Raw genomic sequence first — 14,545 nt, forward strand, 5'->3', positions numbered from 1 at the left:
GCTGCGCCGGCGGTCAATATCAATTCCTGAACGTTATGAAAGGAGCCTGAGAAAGCCAGTAAGGGCATAGATCAACCGGTTACCAAGCAGCCCGAGGCCGGTAATGCTGTCCAGTACCGACAACCAAGGGGTTCATAACGCTCGTCCGGCACCCTTATGAATGAGGCGGGGTTATCTACGTAGCCATACCCGTTACCTTCCCCGACACTTGCGTAGTCATCCAGCAGGTCGGTAAGTTTCCAGAGTCGCGAACCCGCGGTGGCGTCATCGTCGATTTGTGATATATAAGAAAGATCTTCTTTCGTCACATAATCTTCGTCGAACAGACCATAATCATCGGCATTGTCTTCATGAACCGGGATCGAGACGCCATCCTCGTTGACTTCAACCTCTTCCCATGGGACGAGGACGTGCGTATCGCCAATGTCCCATAAGCCGCCAACTTGAGCGATGATGGCAACGATTTCGTTCTTATCGTTGAGAAGTATGTTCTCAACGCTACCGATCTCTTCATCATCCGAGCCTAAAACCTCTGTGTCCATCAAGCTTTCCGCTGTCATGCCACCTTCTTCATAGATGGTGTCATAATTCCATTCGCTGATAGCGGTTACATTACCATTATTTTCCTCTGCTTGAGCTTGAGCCGCGACCGTGGCCGAGGCAATTGCGACGGCTAAAATAGAAGCGGATTGTAACAGTCTCATGAAGCTTTCCTCCTTGGCGCATTTTCCTGTGTCAGGATGCTGCGAAATCTCATCCTGAGATGATGGCGTCGCGGTCCGTGCGACGCATGGTGCAATTCCCTGTACAGGCTGTTCCCTTGCCGCACCCACATTTAAAATAGGCGAACTGTGCCATCTTATCTGTGCGCTGGCGTACAGGGCGTCGCTGTCGCGCGTCAATCTGGATGAGAAGTTGGTGTCAAGGCCCCTCTCTTTTACCCTGCCTTGCCTGATGCACAAGGGGTGTCGTTCGAGTCCCTGTCGCTGGGCGACACGGGATGGCTGGTCTTGAGTGTCGCGCGGATATGACGACAGCTATGGTAGAGAAGGACGCACTTTCGGCGAGATGCAACCGTTTTCCGCCGGAGCCTCTCAGCATTTGATCGTCGTCATGGTCGCAGATGGCGCCGCTGTGACGGAGTGGTGTCACGCGAATCGGAAGCCTCGCCAAACATCGACTAGGCTGGACGTGCAGCGGACACGGCGCCGGGTCCGCCTGCTTATCGGGCTCGGCTGGGCCGGACGCCGATCGCGGGCTACCTCAGGATGTAGGGATCACCGTCAAGTAACCGTACGTCGCTAACGATTTTCCGACCTGACGCCATAGCGCGACTGGCGAAACAGGAACAAAGCGCACCATCCCGTTCAAGGAGATACGGACGACATGTCGGAACCTCACTCGTCCAGAGCGGGCGCCATCGTGCTCTTCGTGGCGGCGAACCACCGCCATGGATATTGAGACGGGCGAAGTCGTCTGGTCGCGGCAATGGGTTCATCACGATATCTGGGATTACGATCCCCCCGCCCCCCTTCGTTGATGGATATCACGGTGGAGGGTGAGGAGATACCGGCGCTGATCCAGGCGACCAAGATGGGCTTTCTGTTTGTGGTTAATCGCGAAACCGGCGAAGACGTTTGGCCGATCGAGGAGCGTCCGGTGCCTGGCGGTGATGGAAGTGTCGACGGAGAGGATTACGCCCCGACCCAACCCTTCCCGACCAAACCGGCGCCGCTGCTCGATCAGTCCGAGAAGCCCGAGGTCTGGGCGCTGGCCGATGCCGTTAGCTTCGGTGAATGCTCGGCACTCTGGGAGGATCTCCGGTACGAAGGCCTGTACACCCCGCCTACCACCCAAGGCGAAGGCACGCTGGGCTACCCCATCACGGCGGGCGGTGCACAGTGGGGTGGAGTGGCCTTCGATCCGGAGAGCCAGACGGCGATTGTCAACACTTCTCACATTGTGCAGTACGTCAAGCTCTATGGGCGCGAGGCGTACGAGGAAGCCAACACCGGCTCGGGCAATAAAGTGGGTTTCGCGCCACAGGAAGGGGCGCCCTATGGCATGCGCCTCAAAGTGGCGATGAATTGGCTGGGCATGCCCTGCTGGGAACCGCCCTTCGGTGAACTCGTGGCCCTCGATATGACCACCGGTGAGGTGAAATGGCGTCGCCCGGTGGGTGCTTCGCAGCAACACGGTTTCTTCATGCCTGAAAGCTGGGGCTCGCCGACGATCGGCGGCCCAGCGGTCACAGCCGGCGGGCTGGTATTCATTGGCGCCTCAATGGACGCCAAGGTGCTCGCCTATTCGCTCGAGACGGGCGAGGAGCTGTGGGAAGACCAGGTCGAGGCGCCCTCCGTATCGAACCCTGCGGTCTACGAATACAACGGTCGCGAGTACGTTGCCTTCATTGCCGGCGGCAACACCATTCTGAAAGCTGATGTCGGCGATCAGATCGCGGTCTACGCGCTGCCGGAAGACTAGCCGCCGGCAGCCAATCGCAGAAGAAGACGGGGCGGGTCTTCGGACTCGCCCCGCCTTGTGTGAAGGAGCAACTCTTTCGATTATTTCAACGACCCCACCTTGCCTGCGACGCCTGGCGCTGATAACGCTTGGCGAAGGGCGCCGCGGTCACGCCATGCACGATGATCGAGACGGCCACGATCAGGCTGCCGACCACCCAGGCCGTGTCGTTTTTGATTCGCCTGGCAATCAGCACGGCATAGAAGAGCGCCAAAACACCGATCGGACCGAACCAGCCCATTACCAGCGCAAACGGCTTCTCCCTTACCGGTGGCAGCCAGGGCCGTAGTGCCGAGATGACCGGCAAGCGGCGCAGCAGTAAGACGAGCGCGGCAAGCGCAGGGCGATGCCCATCAGGCTGATACCAAGCGTCAGGCGGGCGGTCTCTTCAAGCAACGTATAGACATTGCCCCACGCTGAGGGATTAAGCCACCCGAGCCCATGGGGGCTGAGCAGGATGCCCAGCAGAAAGGCCACCAGCGGAGGAGTCAGCCAGGAGCGATCGAGCGGTCGTGACAGCAATCAAAGCTGCGATATGACGGGGAACAGAACCTTTTCCGAAATTTTTTCACGCAACCCGCGGCTTTTCCACTGGGCATAGGAATACGGCTCAGCCGCCAGCAGATCGTTCTCGAACGCCGCCGTCATCTGTGTTGCGAAGTCGCTGCTATAGACATTAAGACTCGCTTCGTCATTGAGCCGAATCGAGCGAATGTCGAAGTTGGTTGAACCCACCGAAACAAACTCGGTATCGATAACCAGCAGCTTCGTGTGAAGCATCGTCGGCTGATAGACGTGGATCTCGGCACCTGCGTGCAGCAGCACGCCCCAATCGGCCTTGGAGGCGATCTTGACCGTTAGCGAATCGATGTGCGGCCCAGGCAATAGAATGCGAACGCGAACGTCCCGACGGCGGGCAGCGATCAAGGCCTCGATCAACAGCCTGTCGGGCACAAAGTAGGACGCCGCCAAGTCGATAGTCGCGTCGGCTGCCGCGATGGCAAGTAGATACATCAGGTGCATGCTCTCGCTCCCGCCGGATGGCGAGGCAAGGAATACGTGCGATTCCATCTCGCCCTCCTTCTGCAGGTCCGGAAAGTAGTTCGGGCCGTTCAGCACTTGGCCGGTGATCTTGATCCAATTGTCGTTGAAGGCCGCTTGCAACTGCTGCACGACGGGCCCGTCAATCCGGAAGTGAGTGTCTCGCCAGTGCTCGGGATCGCCTCCGTCGCCAGTCCACTGATCCGCTATGCCTACCCCTCCGGTGAACCCGATGCATCCATCGACCACGAGCAATTTGCGATGGGTGCGGTTGTTCATGCGCTGGAGGCTGTACCACTGCAGCGGCCGATATCGATGCAAACGCACCCCGGCGGCCTGCAGGGAATCCAGCAGCGACGGCTCCATCTTATTGCTACCGACCCAGTCGATGATGACGCTAACCGGCACGCCCGCTCGGGCCCGTTCAGAAAGCGCTTGCGTGAACTCTTCGCCGGTCTGCCCCGACCAGTAAATGAAGGTTTCTAAAGTGATCGACGTCTGAGCCGAGCGGATGGCCTGCAGCATCGCTGGAAAGATCTCGTTGCCGTTTTGCAGCGGGGTCACCTTACTGCCGCGCACTATCCTCGGACCCAGCAAGACGGACATCTCGCGCCGAAACTGCGGATCGGAGACAACATAGCGATGCTCGACTTTGCGCTCCAGCGCTTTCTCGGGTGGCTTGACGTTCTGCCACAATAACAGCGTCAGGCCGGTGGCCAGCACGGTGGTCCCGATTACCCAGAGCATAGATTTCTGGCTCCCAGTCGATGACATCCAAGCTGGACAAAGGAGAACAGCTCAGTCAATGGATACGGGCGGCTTTCTATTTGCGGCACGCAGCAATCCGGCACCGAGGATGCGGTAGCGGATGTCGTTGCCACTGTAGACCAGCGCTGAGTATAGGCAACCGCCTGGTTTCATGATCGGCAAGAGGGTGCCAGGCCTAAACGGATGTCTGAAAATCCGCACGCCAGGACGCTCACACTACCTATCTGAGCATCTGATCGTAGATCTCGCAATCGGCGGCGTAGCAGCAACAGGAGGCCTCCTCGAGGCCAAGGCGATCGTGTACGGTGATCCTGCCACGGTAATAGTCGATAAGGCCGCGCCTTTGCAGCGCCTTGGCCGCCACGGAGACTCCCTCACGACGCACGCCCAGCATCGAGGAAAGAAACGTGTGGGTGAGACGCAACTGGTCACCCCGGGTCCTGTCATGAGCCGTCAACAACGCGCGTGCCAGACGCGCTTCCAATTGGTGGAAATGGGCACAGGCTGCGGATTGGGATAACTGGCTCACCAAGACGTAGAGATGGCGCCTCAACAGTTCCTCTAGCGCGAGACTCCCCTCGAGGTGGTCCAGGAAGCAGGCCGACGACACACGCAGGGCTGGTCCCGCCCCCTGGACGACCGCTTGAAGCGAACTTCTCTCTGACCCGAGCATCAGGGAGATCCCCACCATCTCTTCATTGCCGGCCATGGAGACTTCCAGCTGACCTCCGCTCTTCAGGGAGGCAACCAGGGAAACGAGGCAGTCAATGGGAAAGAAGGCGTGAGAGATCCTTTCACCCGGCTTGGCCAACATCTGGCCGTGTTCCAAATCCACGGTCTCACAGTCGGCGAGAAATCGTTCCCTTTCCTCTTCAGGCAGGCTGTCGAGAAGTCGATTGGTATGAGAAAGGGAGGTCGTGAAACTCATGTGACCTGTCCTAGAGTGAATAATTAGCCATCGGCACATGGAAAGAACATCATGAAACCTCGATGGCAGAAACCGATCGGGAAAGAAAATATCTCTCACATCGACGACACCTAGGACGTTAGTATGGGCGTTTTTTTCTATCCAGTCGGTGCGGTGGAAAACATTGGTTTCGCTCATGTGTATGGGGGGTGAGGGCCTCTACGAGGTAAAGACATCGAAACGTGATCAAGTGGTGACCGGGAGAGGATCTCGGTCTTCAACAGGTCTATCGAGCCTTACGGTTTTCCTCCAGGATGCGCAGGGCGGAATTTCCTTAAGTCTCCCCCATTCCGCAACGCTGCGTTCGTTAGCGCACAGTGAGTGCGCGCCGTAATGTTTACCCTGAGGGTGAGTGTGGCAAAAGAAATGCCTAAACAAGGATATTTCACTATATCTGGTTATTCGAGAACTTCCTGCTCAAGCCGTTCCGAGAGTTGTGTGCCCCTGAACGAGACCTGTGGCCACCTTTAAATTCCTCTGATGGATTGGGATGGTCGGGACTCATGGTTGTTGTCCCTGGTTGTTGTCCCTGAACGCTTGGTCATTGAGACCGCCGTGCATTCATTTAAAGATAAAGGGATTCTTTATTACTATGAAACAATCCAATGATGCCTTTCCTTCACGTCTAAAAGAGTCCGAAGATCGGGTCGAGCCGTTTATCCGGACCGACCCCGTGGTTCATTCCGGCAATGAATACCGGTGGCATGGGCCGCTGGATGAGGTCGCGTTATCAAAATATGAGCGCGATGGCTTTCTGTGGTTTAAAGGGTTCTTCAACCAGGAGCGGATGGCTCCGTTCTTCGACGAACTTCGTGAGATGAGTCAGGACAAGGAAATGCTGGCATCAGACCAGGTTATCCAGGACCCCAACACCGGCGACATCCGCTCAGTGTTCGCCATGCATGAGCTTTCCGATCACTTCAGCCGCCTGACCCGAGACCCCCGCATCCTGGGTATGGTCAGGCAGCTGCTCGGCAGTGAGGTCTACATTCACCAATCGCGGATTAACGACAAGTTGGGGTTTGAAGGCAGTGGCTTTTACTGGCACTCGGACTTCGAGACCTGGCACAGTGAAGATGGAATGCCCCGCATGCGGTCGGTTAGTGCCTCGCTGATGCTCACGGACAATAACGAGTTCAATGGCCCGCTGATGTTGATTCCCGGCTCCCACCACTACTTCATCCCCTGCGTGGGTGAAACGCCGGACCTCAACTGGCAAGAATCCCTCAAGGCCCAGCGGCTAGGGGTTCCGGACCAGAAGGCACTCGCCATGATGGCCAATCGCGGCGGTATTCAGGCGCCTAAAGGGCCGGCAGGTTCGCTGATGCTGTTTGAGGGCAATACGCTGCACGCATCGAACCTAAACATGTCCCCTTGGCCCAGGTCCAATCTGTTCTTTGTCTACAACAGTGTCGACAACCTGCTGAAAGAGCCCTATGCCGCCAAGTCGGAACGGCCCGACTTTTTGGGGGCCCGGAAGAACACCGCACCCCTGACGATGCATGACGATTTCCCAGAACTGGCCTGACCAACGCAGGGTCCTGGGCAAATAAAAAGCAGGGAGTCGCCCTGGCCCCGCCTAATTCATCGGGATGACTCAGAAAAGAAGATGGTCGGGTAGACCGGGACGAGCAATCGCCCGGTCTACCCGACTCAAGTGTCTGATGTGGTCACCGAGAAAGGGCGATCGGGTAGCCAGACCCAGGCCGCGGCGCCCGGTCAGCCGTTCGAGTCCTTCCACGACCGGGGCCAGCCCCCAGTGGATCTGAAGCGCCAGGCTGGCCAGCAGCAAGCCCCCAGCCCGACCAGGGAGAGCGCCAGCAGGCGATTGAGGCGAGTGACCCCGCGGTCGAATTCCTCTCGCGAACCGGCCACCTCGCTGACATGCAAGGGCGTTTCCAGCGGTGCCAGATTTATGACGCGCTCGATGACTCTGAGCGGGGTCTCCCGGGGGCCGAGGACATCGCACAGGGTCAGGGTGCTCGCATCGCCGACTTGCCCGTACCAGCCGGAAAATACCTAGTCGAAGCGTGGGTCACCCAGCGAGCGTTCATGCAGTAGACGGCTGATCTGGACATCGATGACGTTGGAGTCCGGCTCATGGTCGCGATCGTAGACATGCTCGGCGAACTCGGTATGGCTGACTACCCGTGGCGCGGCATGCAGCAGGTAGGCGACCAGGCGCGATTCCTGAGCCATCAGGCTCACCGGCCGGCCGCTGCGTACCTCATCGTGCAGGCCCTGCCAGTGCTCGTCGCTCCAGGAGGAACGCCAGCATTTGATTACCGGCGCCTGGGGCATTACCGCCGACGACGTCCGCCAGGCCTTCGATGCGGCGAGTGCCGAGGGTATGGTCGACTTTGAGGAGATCAAGATCGACAAGGACGGCACCATCGAGATCGAGGGGCGTAATGATCAGGGCCGCGAACTCGAGATTACTACCCGCCTCGGCGAGAGTGGCGTGACCCACGTCGAGCGCGACTGACCGTTTGGCGTCTAGTCGCATCTTTTCTGTGACGGTCGACCTACTGCCGCCCTCTTGTTGATGGGAAGGGACTGACAGGAAACTGAGGTTAGGCAGGAAACAGAGGACTGGAACGGCGTTGAAACGCTGCGGCAGGGGCTTCGCTTATAGGGTGCTAGGCTTATCCAAGTGCATTGAATCGTCATTCAATGGTCATGAAGGCGTCACCGGGTTGCGCGTCAAATGGTCCGCCTCACTCACTTGGAGAGCTCGTCATGTCGTTTACACGTCGCCGATTCCTGCAGGGTAGCCTGGCCGCCGGTGCCGCCGCCACCGTGCCGTCCTTCTACATCAACAAGGCTCTGGCGCAGGACGAGACGCTACGCATCTACGCCTGGGCGGGTTACTTTTCCGACGAGATGCTGGCGGACTTCACCGACAAGACCGGCATTCAGGCTACGTTTACCCCTTACGGCACCAATGATGAGCTGATGAACTCGCTGCGCGCCAGCGATGGCAGTGGCTTCGACGTGATCATGCCTACCGTGGACCGTGTCCCGGGCTACCTCGACTACAACCTGATCCAGCCGCTGGACGAGTCGCGTATCAACTGGAGCGGGGCACTGGACAGCGCCATCGAAGGCTCCGAAACCGGGGGTGTGGTCGATGGCAAGCGCTATTTCGCACCTAGCGACTGGGGCACCGAGGCCATCACCTGGCACCGCCGCTTCGCTGACGTCGACCGCGCCACCCTGAGCTACGCCGACCTGTGGAACCCCGAACACGGTCAGGGTGTCACGGTGCGCGGCCACTCGGCGCTGGTCGGCATCGGCCTGTGGTTGGAGCGCGAGGGAAAGCTGCCGCATCCCATGCTCGACTCCTACAAGAGCGAAGAGGCAATGCGCGCCAACTTTGACGTCATCCTCGGCGAGGCGGTCAAGCACAAACAGATGTTGGTGCAATTCTGGGACACCGAGAACGAGGCCCAGGCGGCGTTTCGCACCAACGGCGCGATCATCGGCCAGACTTGGGACTCCACCGCCTTCCGCCTGCAGCAGGAGGGCGAAGATATCGCCTACGGCACACCACGCGAGGGCGCACTCGCCTGGATGGAGGGTTTCGTGATTCCCAGGAACGCCCAGAACCCCGACGCTGTCTACGAGCTGATCAATTGGTACTACACGCCGGAGTCCGGCGCCATGTTCGTCGAGGCCACCGGCTACAACTCCACCGCGAAGGGCGCGACCGAACTGCTGCCCGAGGCGACGCGCAACTTCTTCACCGAGTCCTACACGGAGGAAGACTTGGCCAACCTCTGGTGGTGGCCCATTCAGGAGCCCTGGTACGTGGCCCTGCGGAACGAGTATCAGGATCGCTATCTGTCCGCCTGACGGATGCCTGGCCACGAGGTGACGATGGACGGTAGCGTCCGACTGGATGAAGTGGTGATGCGCTTCGGCGACTTCACCGCCATTGAACGCACATCGCTCGAGATCGGCTCGGGAGAGTTCTTCAGCTTTCTCGGCCCTTCGGGCTGCGGTAAGACCACACTGCTCAATATCATCAGCGGCTTTCTCGCCCCCAGCGAGGGCCAGGTGTTCATCGGCAACGAGCCGATGGCCAGAAGGGCGGTAAATCGGCGCCCGACGGCGATGATCTTCCAGAACCTGGCGCTGTTCCCGCTGATGACGGTCTTCGAGAACATCGAGTTCGGGCTGGAAGTGCGCGGGGTCGAAAAGCGCAAGCGACGCGACACTTCCGAACGCCTGCTGGCGCTGGTGGCGCTGGAAGGCAGCGGGCCCAAGAAGGTCACCGAACTGTCCGGAGGGCAGAAACAGCGCGTCGCCATCGCCCGGGCGCTGGCCGTCGAGCCGCGGGTGCTGTTGCTCGACGAACCGCTCTCGGCGCTCGACCTCAAGTTGCGCCAGCGCATGCGCGCCGAGCTTAAGGCGATTCAGCGCAAGACCGGTATCACGTTCATCTATATCACCCATGATCAGGGCGAGGCGCTGACCATGTCCGACCGGGTGGCGGTGATGTCGGCGGGGCGCATCCAGCAGGTGGCCGATCCGATGACGCTCTATCGTGCCCCGGCCACTGGCTTCGTGGCGGCCTTCGTGGGCGAGAACAATCGCTTCGAGACGACGGTGGTCGACCGCGAAGGCGAGAGGGTCAGGCTCGACGCCGGCACGCTCGGTGAACTGGCCGGTCGGGCAGGCGAAGGTGTTTCGTTGAGCAATGGCAAGTCTGTGGCGCTGTTCGTGCGCCCGGAGCATCTACGGCCGGTTACTCCCGACAGCCCCGGGCCGCAGCTTGACACCGAGATCGAGGCGGTACATTTCGAGGGCGCCTGGGTGATGCTGGAAACCCGGCTTCTCGCCTCGGGCGAGACGCTGCGCGTCCAGCTCGGTCATGAGATCTCGCGGCATTATGCCGACGCCCTGTCGGTCGGCCAGCGCATGGGTTTCGGCTATGACCCCCAGGATGCCGTGGTACTTCCCGACGACGGCAGCCCGGTGGTCGATGAGGCTACCGGTGAGGTCAGGGAGGCGGATCGGCAGGCGAGGTCGCATGTTTAGGCAGCTCAAGGCGCGCTTCGGCGGTCCGCTTGCCATGGCGATCCTGACGCTGCTGGGCATCTGGCTGATCCTGATGGTGACCCTGCCGCAGTTGCAGATGATCGACTACTCCTTTCGGCCCAACCTACTGCCCGCCCAGCGAGGTGGCCCGGAGGATGGCTGGACGCTCGCCAACTATGTGACGCTCTTCAACAACGAGATTCATCGGGCGATCTTCTTCAAGACGCTGTGGTCGAGCGTGCTGGTGACCCTGCTGACGCTGGCGGTGAGCTATCCACTGGCCTGGTACCTGGCCAAGGTGGCCACTCCCCGTCAGGCGGCGCTGTGTCTGCTGCTGCTGATCATTCCCTTCTGGATCAATGAGATCCTGCGCACCTACTCCTGGTTCATCATCCTGGCGTTTCGTGGCCCATTGAACGAGGTGCTGATGATGCTGGGGCTGATTGAGCGGCCGATCCGCTTTCTCAGCGGCGATGGCGGCGTGATGATCGGCATGGTCTACGCCTATATCCTGTTCATGGTGTTTCCCGTGTACAACGCCATCGAAAGCCTCGACGACAACCAGGTGCGCGCTGCGCGAGACCTGGGGGCGGGGACTATCCGTACTCATCGGCGCATCGTCATCCCTCACGCCAAGCCCGGCATCGCTACCGGCTGCATCATGACCTTCATGCTCGCCGCCGGCAGTTATGCGGTGCCGGCGCTGCTGGGTTCGCCGGGCAGTCGCTGGTTCACCCAGATCATCTACAACTGGTTCTTCGAGGGCGGCAACTGGAACCAGGGCGCGGCCTATGCGTTTCTGCTGCTGGTGCTGTGCATTGGCTTCATGTCGTTGGTCATGAAGTTCTTCAAGGTCGGGCTGGGGGACATCGCCAGATGAGGGAGGCAAGCGCGTGAGCTCGCAGAGACTATTGGCGCTGGGCCTGCGCTTCTACGTGGTGGTGTTCTTCGGCTATCTTTTCCTGCCGTTGCTGGTGATGGCGGCGGCCACCTTCAACGACAGCCGCTTTCCCACGGTGACGCCCTGGGACGGCACGACCCTGCGCTGGTTCGGCGAGCTCGCCGCCGACGGCGGCATGTGGCAGGCGCTGGCCAACAGCGCGGTCGTCGCCGCGGGCGTGCTCTGCCTGGCGGTACCCATTGGCATTGCCACGGCGCTATTTCTCAATACCGTCTCCAGCCGTGCCAAGCCGTTTCTCTATGCGCTGATTCTCTCGCCCCTGCTGACGCCGGGCGTCATCATCGGCATCTCGACGCTGATCTTCTGGCGGGAACTGGGCGTCACCGGCGGGCGGTTCCTGACCGTGTTGGGGCAATCCACCTTCATTGCCGCCTACGTGATGCTGATGGTAACGGCGCGCCTGCAGCGCTTCGATCGCACCATGGAGCGTGCGGCGCTGGATCTCGGCGCCAGCCAGTGGCAGATGTTTCGCCGCATCCTGCTGCCCTATCTCAAGCCGGCGATCTACTCGGCGGCCGTGATCGCCTTTCTGCAATCCTTCGAGAACTACAACACCTCGCTGTTCGTGGTCGGTCATGACACTACCCTGACGGTCTATATCGCCTCCAAGGTTCGTACCGGCCTGACGCCGGCGGTCAATGCGCTAGGCCTGATCCTGATTCTGGTCACGGTGGCGCTGGCCATCGTCTATGAAGTCAAGCGGCGCCGCGAAGCGGCACGCACCAGGTCGAGCATATGATCCTGATGGCTATCGGTCTAATCTAGTCATCAATGGCATCTCTTCCTGCCGCAGGATTGGTGCCCTCCAACAATAAAATCGCCAACCAAGAGACAAAGCCACCATGAGCACTACCCGTATTCAGCATTATATCGATGGGCAAACGTCAGCCGGCGTGTCCGGTCAGGCCCAGGATGTCTTCAACCCCGCCACCGGCCAGGTAACCGGTAAAATCTCCCTGGCGAACCATGCCGATGTCGATAGCGCCGTGTCGTCAGCCAGTGCGGCCTTTCCGGCCTGGGCCGACACCCCGCCGATTCGCCGTGCCCGGGTGATGTTCCGATTCCTGGAGTTGCTCAATGCCCACAAGGATGAGCTGGCGCGAGCCATCACCCTCGAGCACGGCAAGGTGTTCACCGATGCCCAGGGCGAAGTGGCCCGTGAATTCGGCTGCCGTATCCAGGTCGGCATGGTGGGGATCAATGTGCCGATCCCGGTGCCCATGGCCTGGCACTGCTTCGGTGGCTGGAAACGCTCGCTGTTCGGCGACACTCACGCCTACGGTGAAGAGGGTGTGCGGTTCTATACCCAGCAGAAGTCGATCATGCAGCGCTGGTCGGATTCCATCGATGCCGGTTCCGAATTCGCCATGCCGACTCACAAGTGAGTGGAACGAGAGGGGATCTCATGGCCAAGCAAACCTTCGACTACATCGTCGTGGGCGCCGGCACCGCCGGCTGCCTGCTGGCCAACCGTCTGAGTGCCGACCCGACCAATCGGGTGCTGCTGATCGAGGCGGGCGGTCGCGACAACTACCACTGGATACACATCCCGGTGGGTTACCTCTACTGCATCAACAACCCGCGAACCGATTGGTGCTTTCGCACCGAGTCCGACCCCGGACTCAATGGTCGTTCGCTGATCTATCCCCGCGGCAAGACTCTGGGCGGCAGCTCGAGCATCAACGGTATGCTCTATATCCGCGGTCAGGCCCGCGACTACGACAGTTGGGCCGAGGCCGCCGGCGATGACGCCTGGCGCTGGGAGAACTGCCTGCCCGACTTCATGAAGCATGAAGATCATCATCGACTGGATGCCGGCGGCGACGCCGATGGCGTTCATCGCGATTACCATGGCCATGGCGGCGAGTGGCGGGTGGAGAAGCAGCGTCTCAGCTGGCAGGTGCTCGACGACTTCGCTACCGCGGCCGTGGAAGCCGGCATTCCGCGAACCCGCGATTTCAACCGCGGCGATAACGAGGGGGTCGATTACTTCGAGGTCAACCAGCGCTCAGGTTGGCGCTGGAACACCGCCAAGGCGTTCCTGCGTACGGCCGAAAAGCGCAATAACCTGACGCTCTGGCACTCCACGCAGGTGCTGGGGCTGATGCTGGAACGAGGCGGCGAGACGGCGCAGGGTGGCGAGGTGTGTTGCCGGGGGGTGCGCGTCGAGCGTGAGGGCGAGGAAATACTCGCCCAGGCGGACCGCGAGGTAATTCTCTCCGCCGGCGCCATCGGCTCGCCGCAACTACTGCAGCTCTCCGGTATCGGTCCGGCCGACCTGCTGCGCGAGCACGAGATTCCGGTGATCCACGACCTGCCGGGTGTCGGCGAGAACCTGCAGGATCATTTGCAGATCCGCTCGGTGTATCGTGTCAGGGGCGCCAAGACGCTCAATACCATGGCCAACTCGCTGGTCGGCAAGGCGGGCATCGGGCTTGAGTACCTGCTCAAACGCTCCGGGCCCATGAGCATGGCGCCCTCGCAGCTGTGTGCCTTCACGCGTAGCTCAGACGAGTACACCCATCCCAACATCGAATACCACGTCCAGCCGCTGAGCCTCGAAGCCTTCGGTCAGCCGCTCCACGACTACCCGGCGATCACGGCGAGTGTGTGCAACCTCAATCCGACCAGTCGCGGTACGGTGCGCATCAAGAGCGCCGACCCGCGCCAGGCACCGGCTATCGATCCCCACTACCTGAGCACCCCTGAGGATCGCCAGGTGGCGGCGGACTCGCTGCGGGTCACGCGGCGCATTGCCGAGCAACCAGCCTTCGCGAAATATTCGCCCGAGGAGGTCAAGCCCGGTGTGGAATACCAGAGCGACGAGGAGCTGGCGCGCCTGGCGGGTGATATCGGCACCACCATCTTCCACCCGGTTGGCACCACCAAGATGGGGCGCGACGACGATCCCCTGGCGGTCGTGGACGCTCACCTGCGGGTGCGCGGGGTGGCGGGGCTGCGCGTGGTGGATGCGGGTGTCATGCCCACCATCACCAGCGGCAACACCAACTCGCCGACGCTGATGATCGCCGAGAAGGCGGCTAACTGGATTCTCACCGGCGAGTAGTGATGCCATCGCCAAGCGAGATACGACAACGGCAGGGTAACAACCCTGTCATCCAGAACAAATAGTGTTTGACCTGTGCCCGGCAAGGGGGCATGATGCGTGCAGTTGGTTAGCAAGTCGAACATCGCAAGTGGTCATCGAAACGCTCTGTAGCATCGATTTCCCGGTGAAAGTT

Annotated in this window: 14 protein-coding genes and 2 pseudogenes; 9 read left to right on the top strand and 7 right to left on the bottom strand. The window is 60.4% G+C overall.

Features of this window, described 5'->3' with window-relative positions; all coding sequences use genetic code 11:
* Window positions 1-71: 71 nt before the first annotated feature.
* Entirely contained in the window at window positions 72-704 is a 633-nt protein-coding gene (locus tag KG088_RS11500) for a PRC-barrel domain-containing protein (RefSeq protein ID WP_250148221.1), read from the bottom strand.
* 746 nt (window positions 705-1,450) lie between these two features.
* On the opposite strand from KG088_RS11500, the pseudogene KG088_RS11505 reads away from it, so the two are divergent.
* Window positions 1,451-2,484: pseudogene (locus KG088_RS11505) on the top strand (outer membrane protein assembly factor BamB family protein).
* An 85-nt stretch (window positions 2,485-2,569) separates the two neighbouring features.
* Here KG088_RS11505 and KG088_RS11510 read toward each other — a convergent pair.
* From KG088_RS11510 to KG088_RS11525, 4 genes are all read right to left on the bottom strand, one after another.
* Window positions 2,570-2,830, bottom strand: a complete 261-nt coding sequence (locus tag KG088_RS11510; protein ID WP_250148223.1) for a hypothetical protein — start codon at window positions 2,828-2,830, stop codon at window positions 2,570-2,572.
* On the bottom strand, window positions 2,788-3,045 hold the full coding sequence (locus tag KG088_RS11515) for a hypothetical protein (RefSeq protein WP_213825679.1): 258 nt from the start codon (window positions 3,043-3,045) through the stop codon (window positions 2,788-2,790). Before KG088_RS11515 ends, KG088_RS11510 begins: the two co-directional genes overlap by 43 nt.
* Window positions 3,046-4,311 carry a phospholipase D-like domain-containing protein gene (locus tag KG088_RS11520; protein ID WP_213825680.1) on the bottom strand — a complete coding sequence of 422 codons (1,266 nt, stop codon included), beginning with the start codon at window positions 4,309-4,311 and terminating at the stop codon, window positions 3,046-3,048. It abuts the gene before it with no gap.
* Between the two features lie 241 nt (window positions 4,312-4,552).
* Window positions 4,553-5,260 (bottom strand): Crp/Fnr family transcriptional regulator, encoded by a 708-nt coding sequence (locus KG088_RS11525; protein ID WP_213825681.1) that lies wholly within the window; start codon window positions 5,258-5,260, stop codon window positions 4,553-4,555.
* Window positions 5,261-5,891: 631 nt separating this feature from the next.
* Here KG088_RS11525 and thpD point away from each other — a divergent pair.
* Window positions 5,892-6,827, top strand: coding sequence for an ectoine hydroxylase (gene thpD, locus KG088_RS11530; protein WP_213825682.1), 936 nt, complete (start codon window positions 5,892-5,894; stop codon window positions 6,825-6,827).
* Window positions 6,828-6,896: 69 nt separating this feature from the next.
* Here the strand turns inward: thpD and KG088_RS11535 are convergent, their stop codons facing one another.
* Together KG088_RS11535 and KG088_RS11540 are read right to left on the bottom strand one after the other, a co-directional pair.
* Window positions 6,897-7,091 (bottom strand): hypothetical protein, encoded by a 195-nt coding sequence (locus KG088_RS11535; RefSeq protein WP_213825683.1) that lies wholly within the window; start codon window positions 7,089-7,091, stop codon window positions 6,897-6,899.
* 227 nt (window positions 7,092-7,318) lie between these two features.
* Window positions 7,319-7,519: pseudogene (locus KG088_RS11540) on the bottom strand (winged helix-turn-helix domain-containing protein); the annotation flags it as partial.
* A gap of 58 nt (window positions 7,520-7,577) precedes the next feature.
* Between KG088_RS11540 and KG088_RS11545 the strand changes: the two are divergent.
* From KG088_RS11545 to KG088_RS11575, 7 genes are all read left to right on the top strand, one after another.
* The gene (locus KG088_RS11545) at window positions 7,578-7,784 is read left to right on the top strand and encodes a PepSY domain-containing protein (RefSeq protein ID WP_250148224.1); all 207 of its coding nucleotides are present in this window, start codon (window positions 7,578-7,580) and stop codon (window positions 7,782-7,784) included.
* 254 nt (window positions 7,785-8,038) lie between these two features.
* A complete protein-coding gene (locus KG088_RS11550) occupies window positions 8,039-9,154 on the top strand; it encodes a substrate-binding domain-containing protein (protein ID WP_213825684.1) in 1,116 nt (371 codons plus the stop codon).
* Window positions 9,155-9,178: 24 nt separating this feature from the next.
* The gene (locus tag KG088_RS11555; RefSeq protein WP_213825685.1) at window positions 9,179-10,342 is read left to right on the top strand and encodes an ABC transporter ATP-binding protein; all 1,164 of its coding nucleotides are present in this window, start codon (window positions 9,179-9,181) and stop codon (window positions 10,340-10,342) included.
* The gene (locus tag KG088_RS11560; protein WP_213825686.1) at window positions 10,335-11,222 is read left to right on the top strand and encodes an ABC transporter permease; all 888 of its coding nucleotides are present in this window, start codon (window positions 10,335-10,337) and stop codon (window positions 11,220-11,222) included. The genes KG088_RS11555 and KG088_RS11560 overlap by 8 nt, the downstream gene beginning before the upstream one ends.
* Window positions 11,223-11,235: 13 nt before the next feature.
* Complete coding sequence (locus tag KG088_RS11565; protein WP_213825687.1) at window positions 11,236-12,042, top strand: ABC transporter permease; 807 nt, start codon at window positions 11,236-11,238, stop codon at window positions 12,040-12,042.
* Window positions 12,043-12,145: 103 nt separating this feature from the next.
* Entirely contained in the window at window positions 12,146-12,688 is a 543-nt protein-coding gene (locus KG088_RS11570; protein ID WP_213825688.1) for an aldehyde dehydrogenase family protein, read from the top strand.
* 20 nt (window positions 12,689-12,708) lie between these two features.
* Window positions 12,709-14,370 carry a GMC family oxidoreductase gene (locus KG088_RS11575; protein ID WP_213825689.1) on the top strand — a complete coding sequence of 554 codons (1,662 nt, stop codon included), beginning with the start codon at window positions 12,709-12,711 and terminating at the stop codon, window positions 14,368-14,370.
* Window positions 14,371-14,545 lie beyond the last annotated feature (175 nt).

Source organism: Halomonas jincaotanensis (assembly GCF_018448785.1).
GTDB lineage: Bacteria > Pseudomonadota > Gammaproteobacteria > Pseudomonadales > Halomonadaceae > Halomonas > Halomonas jincaotanensis.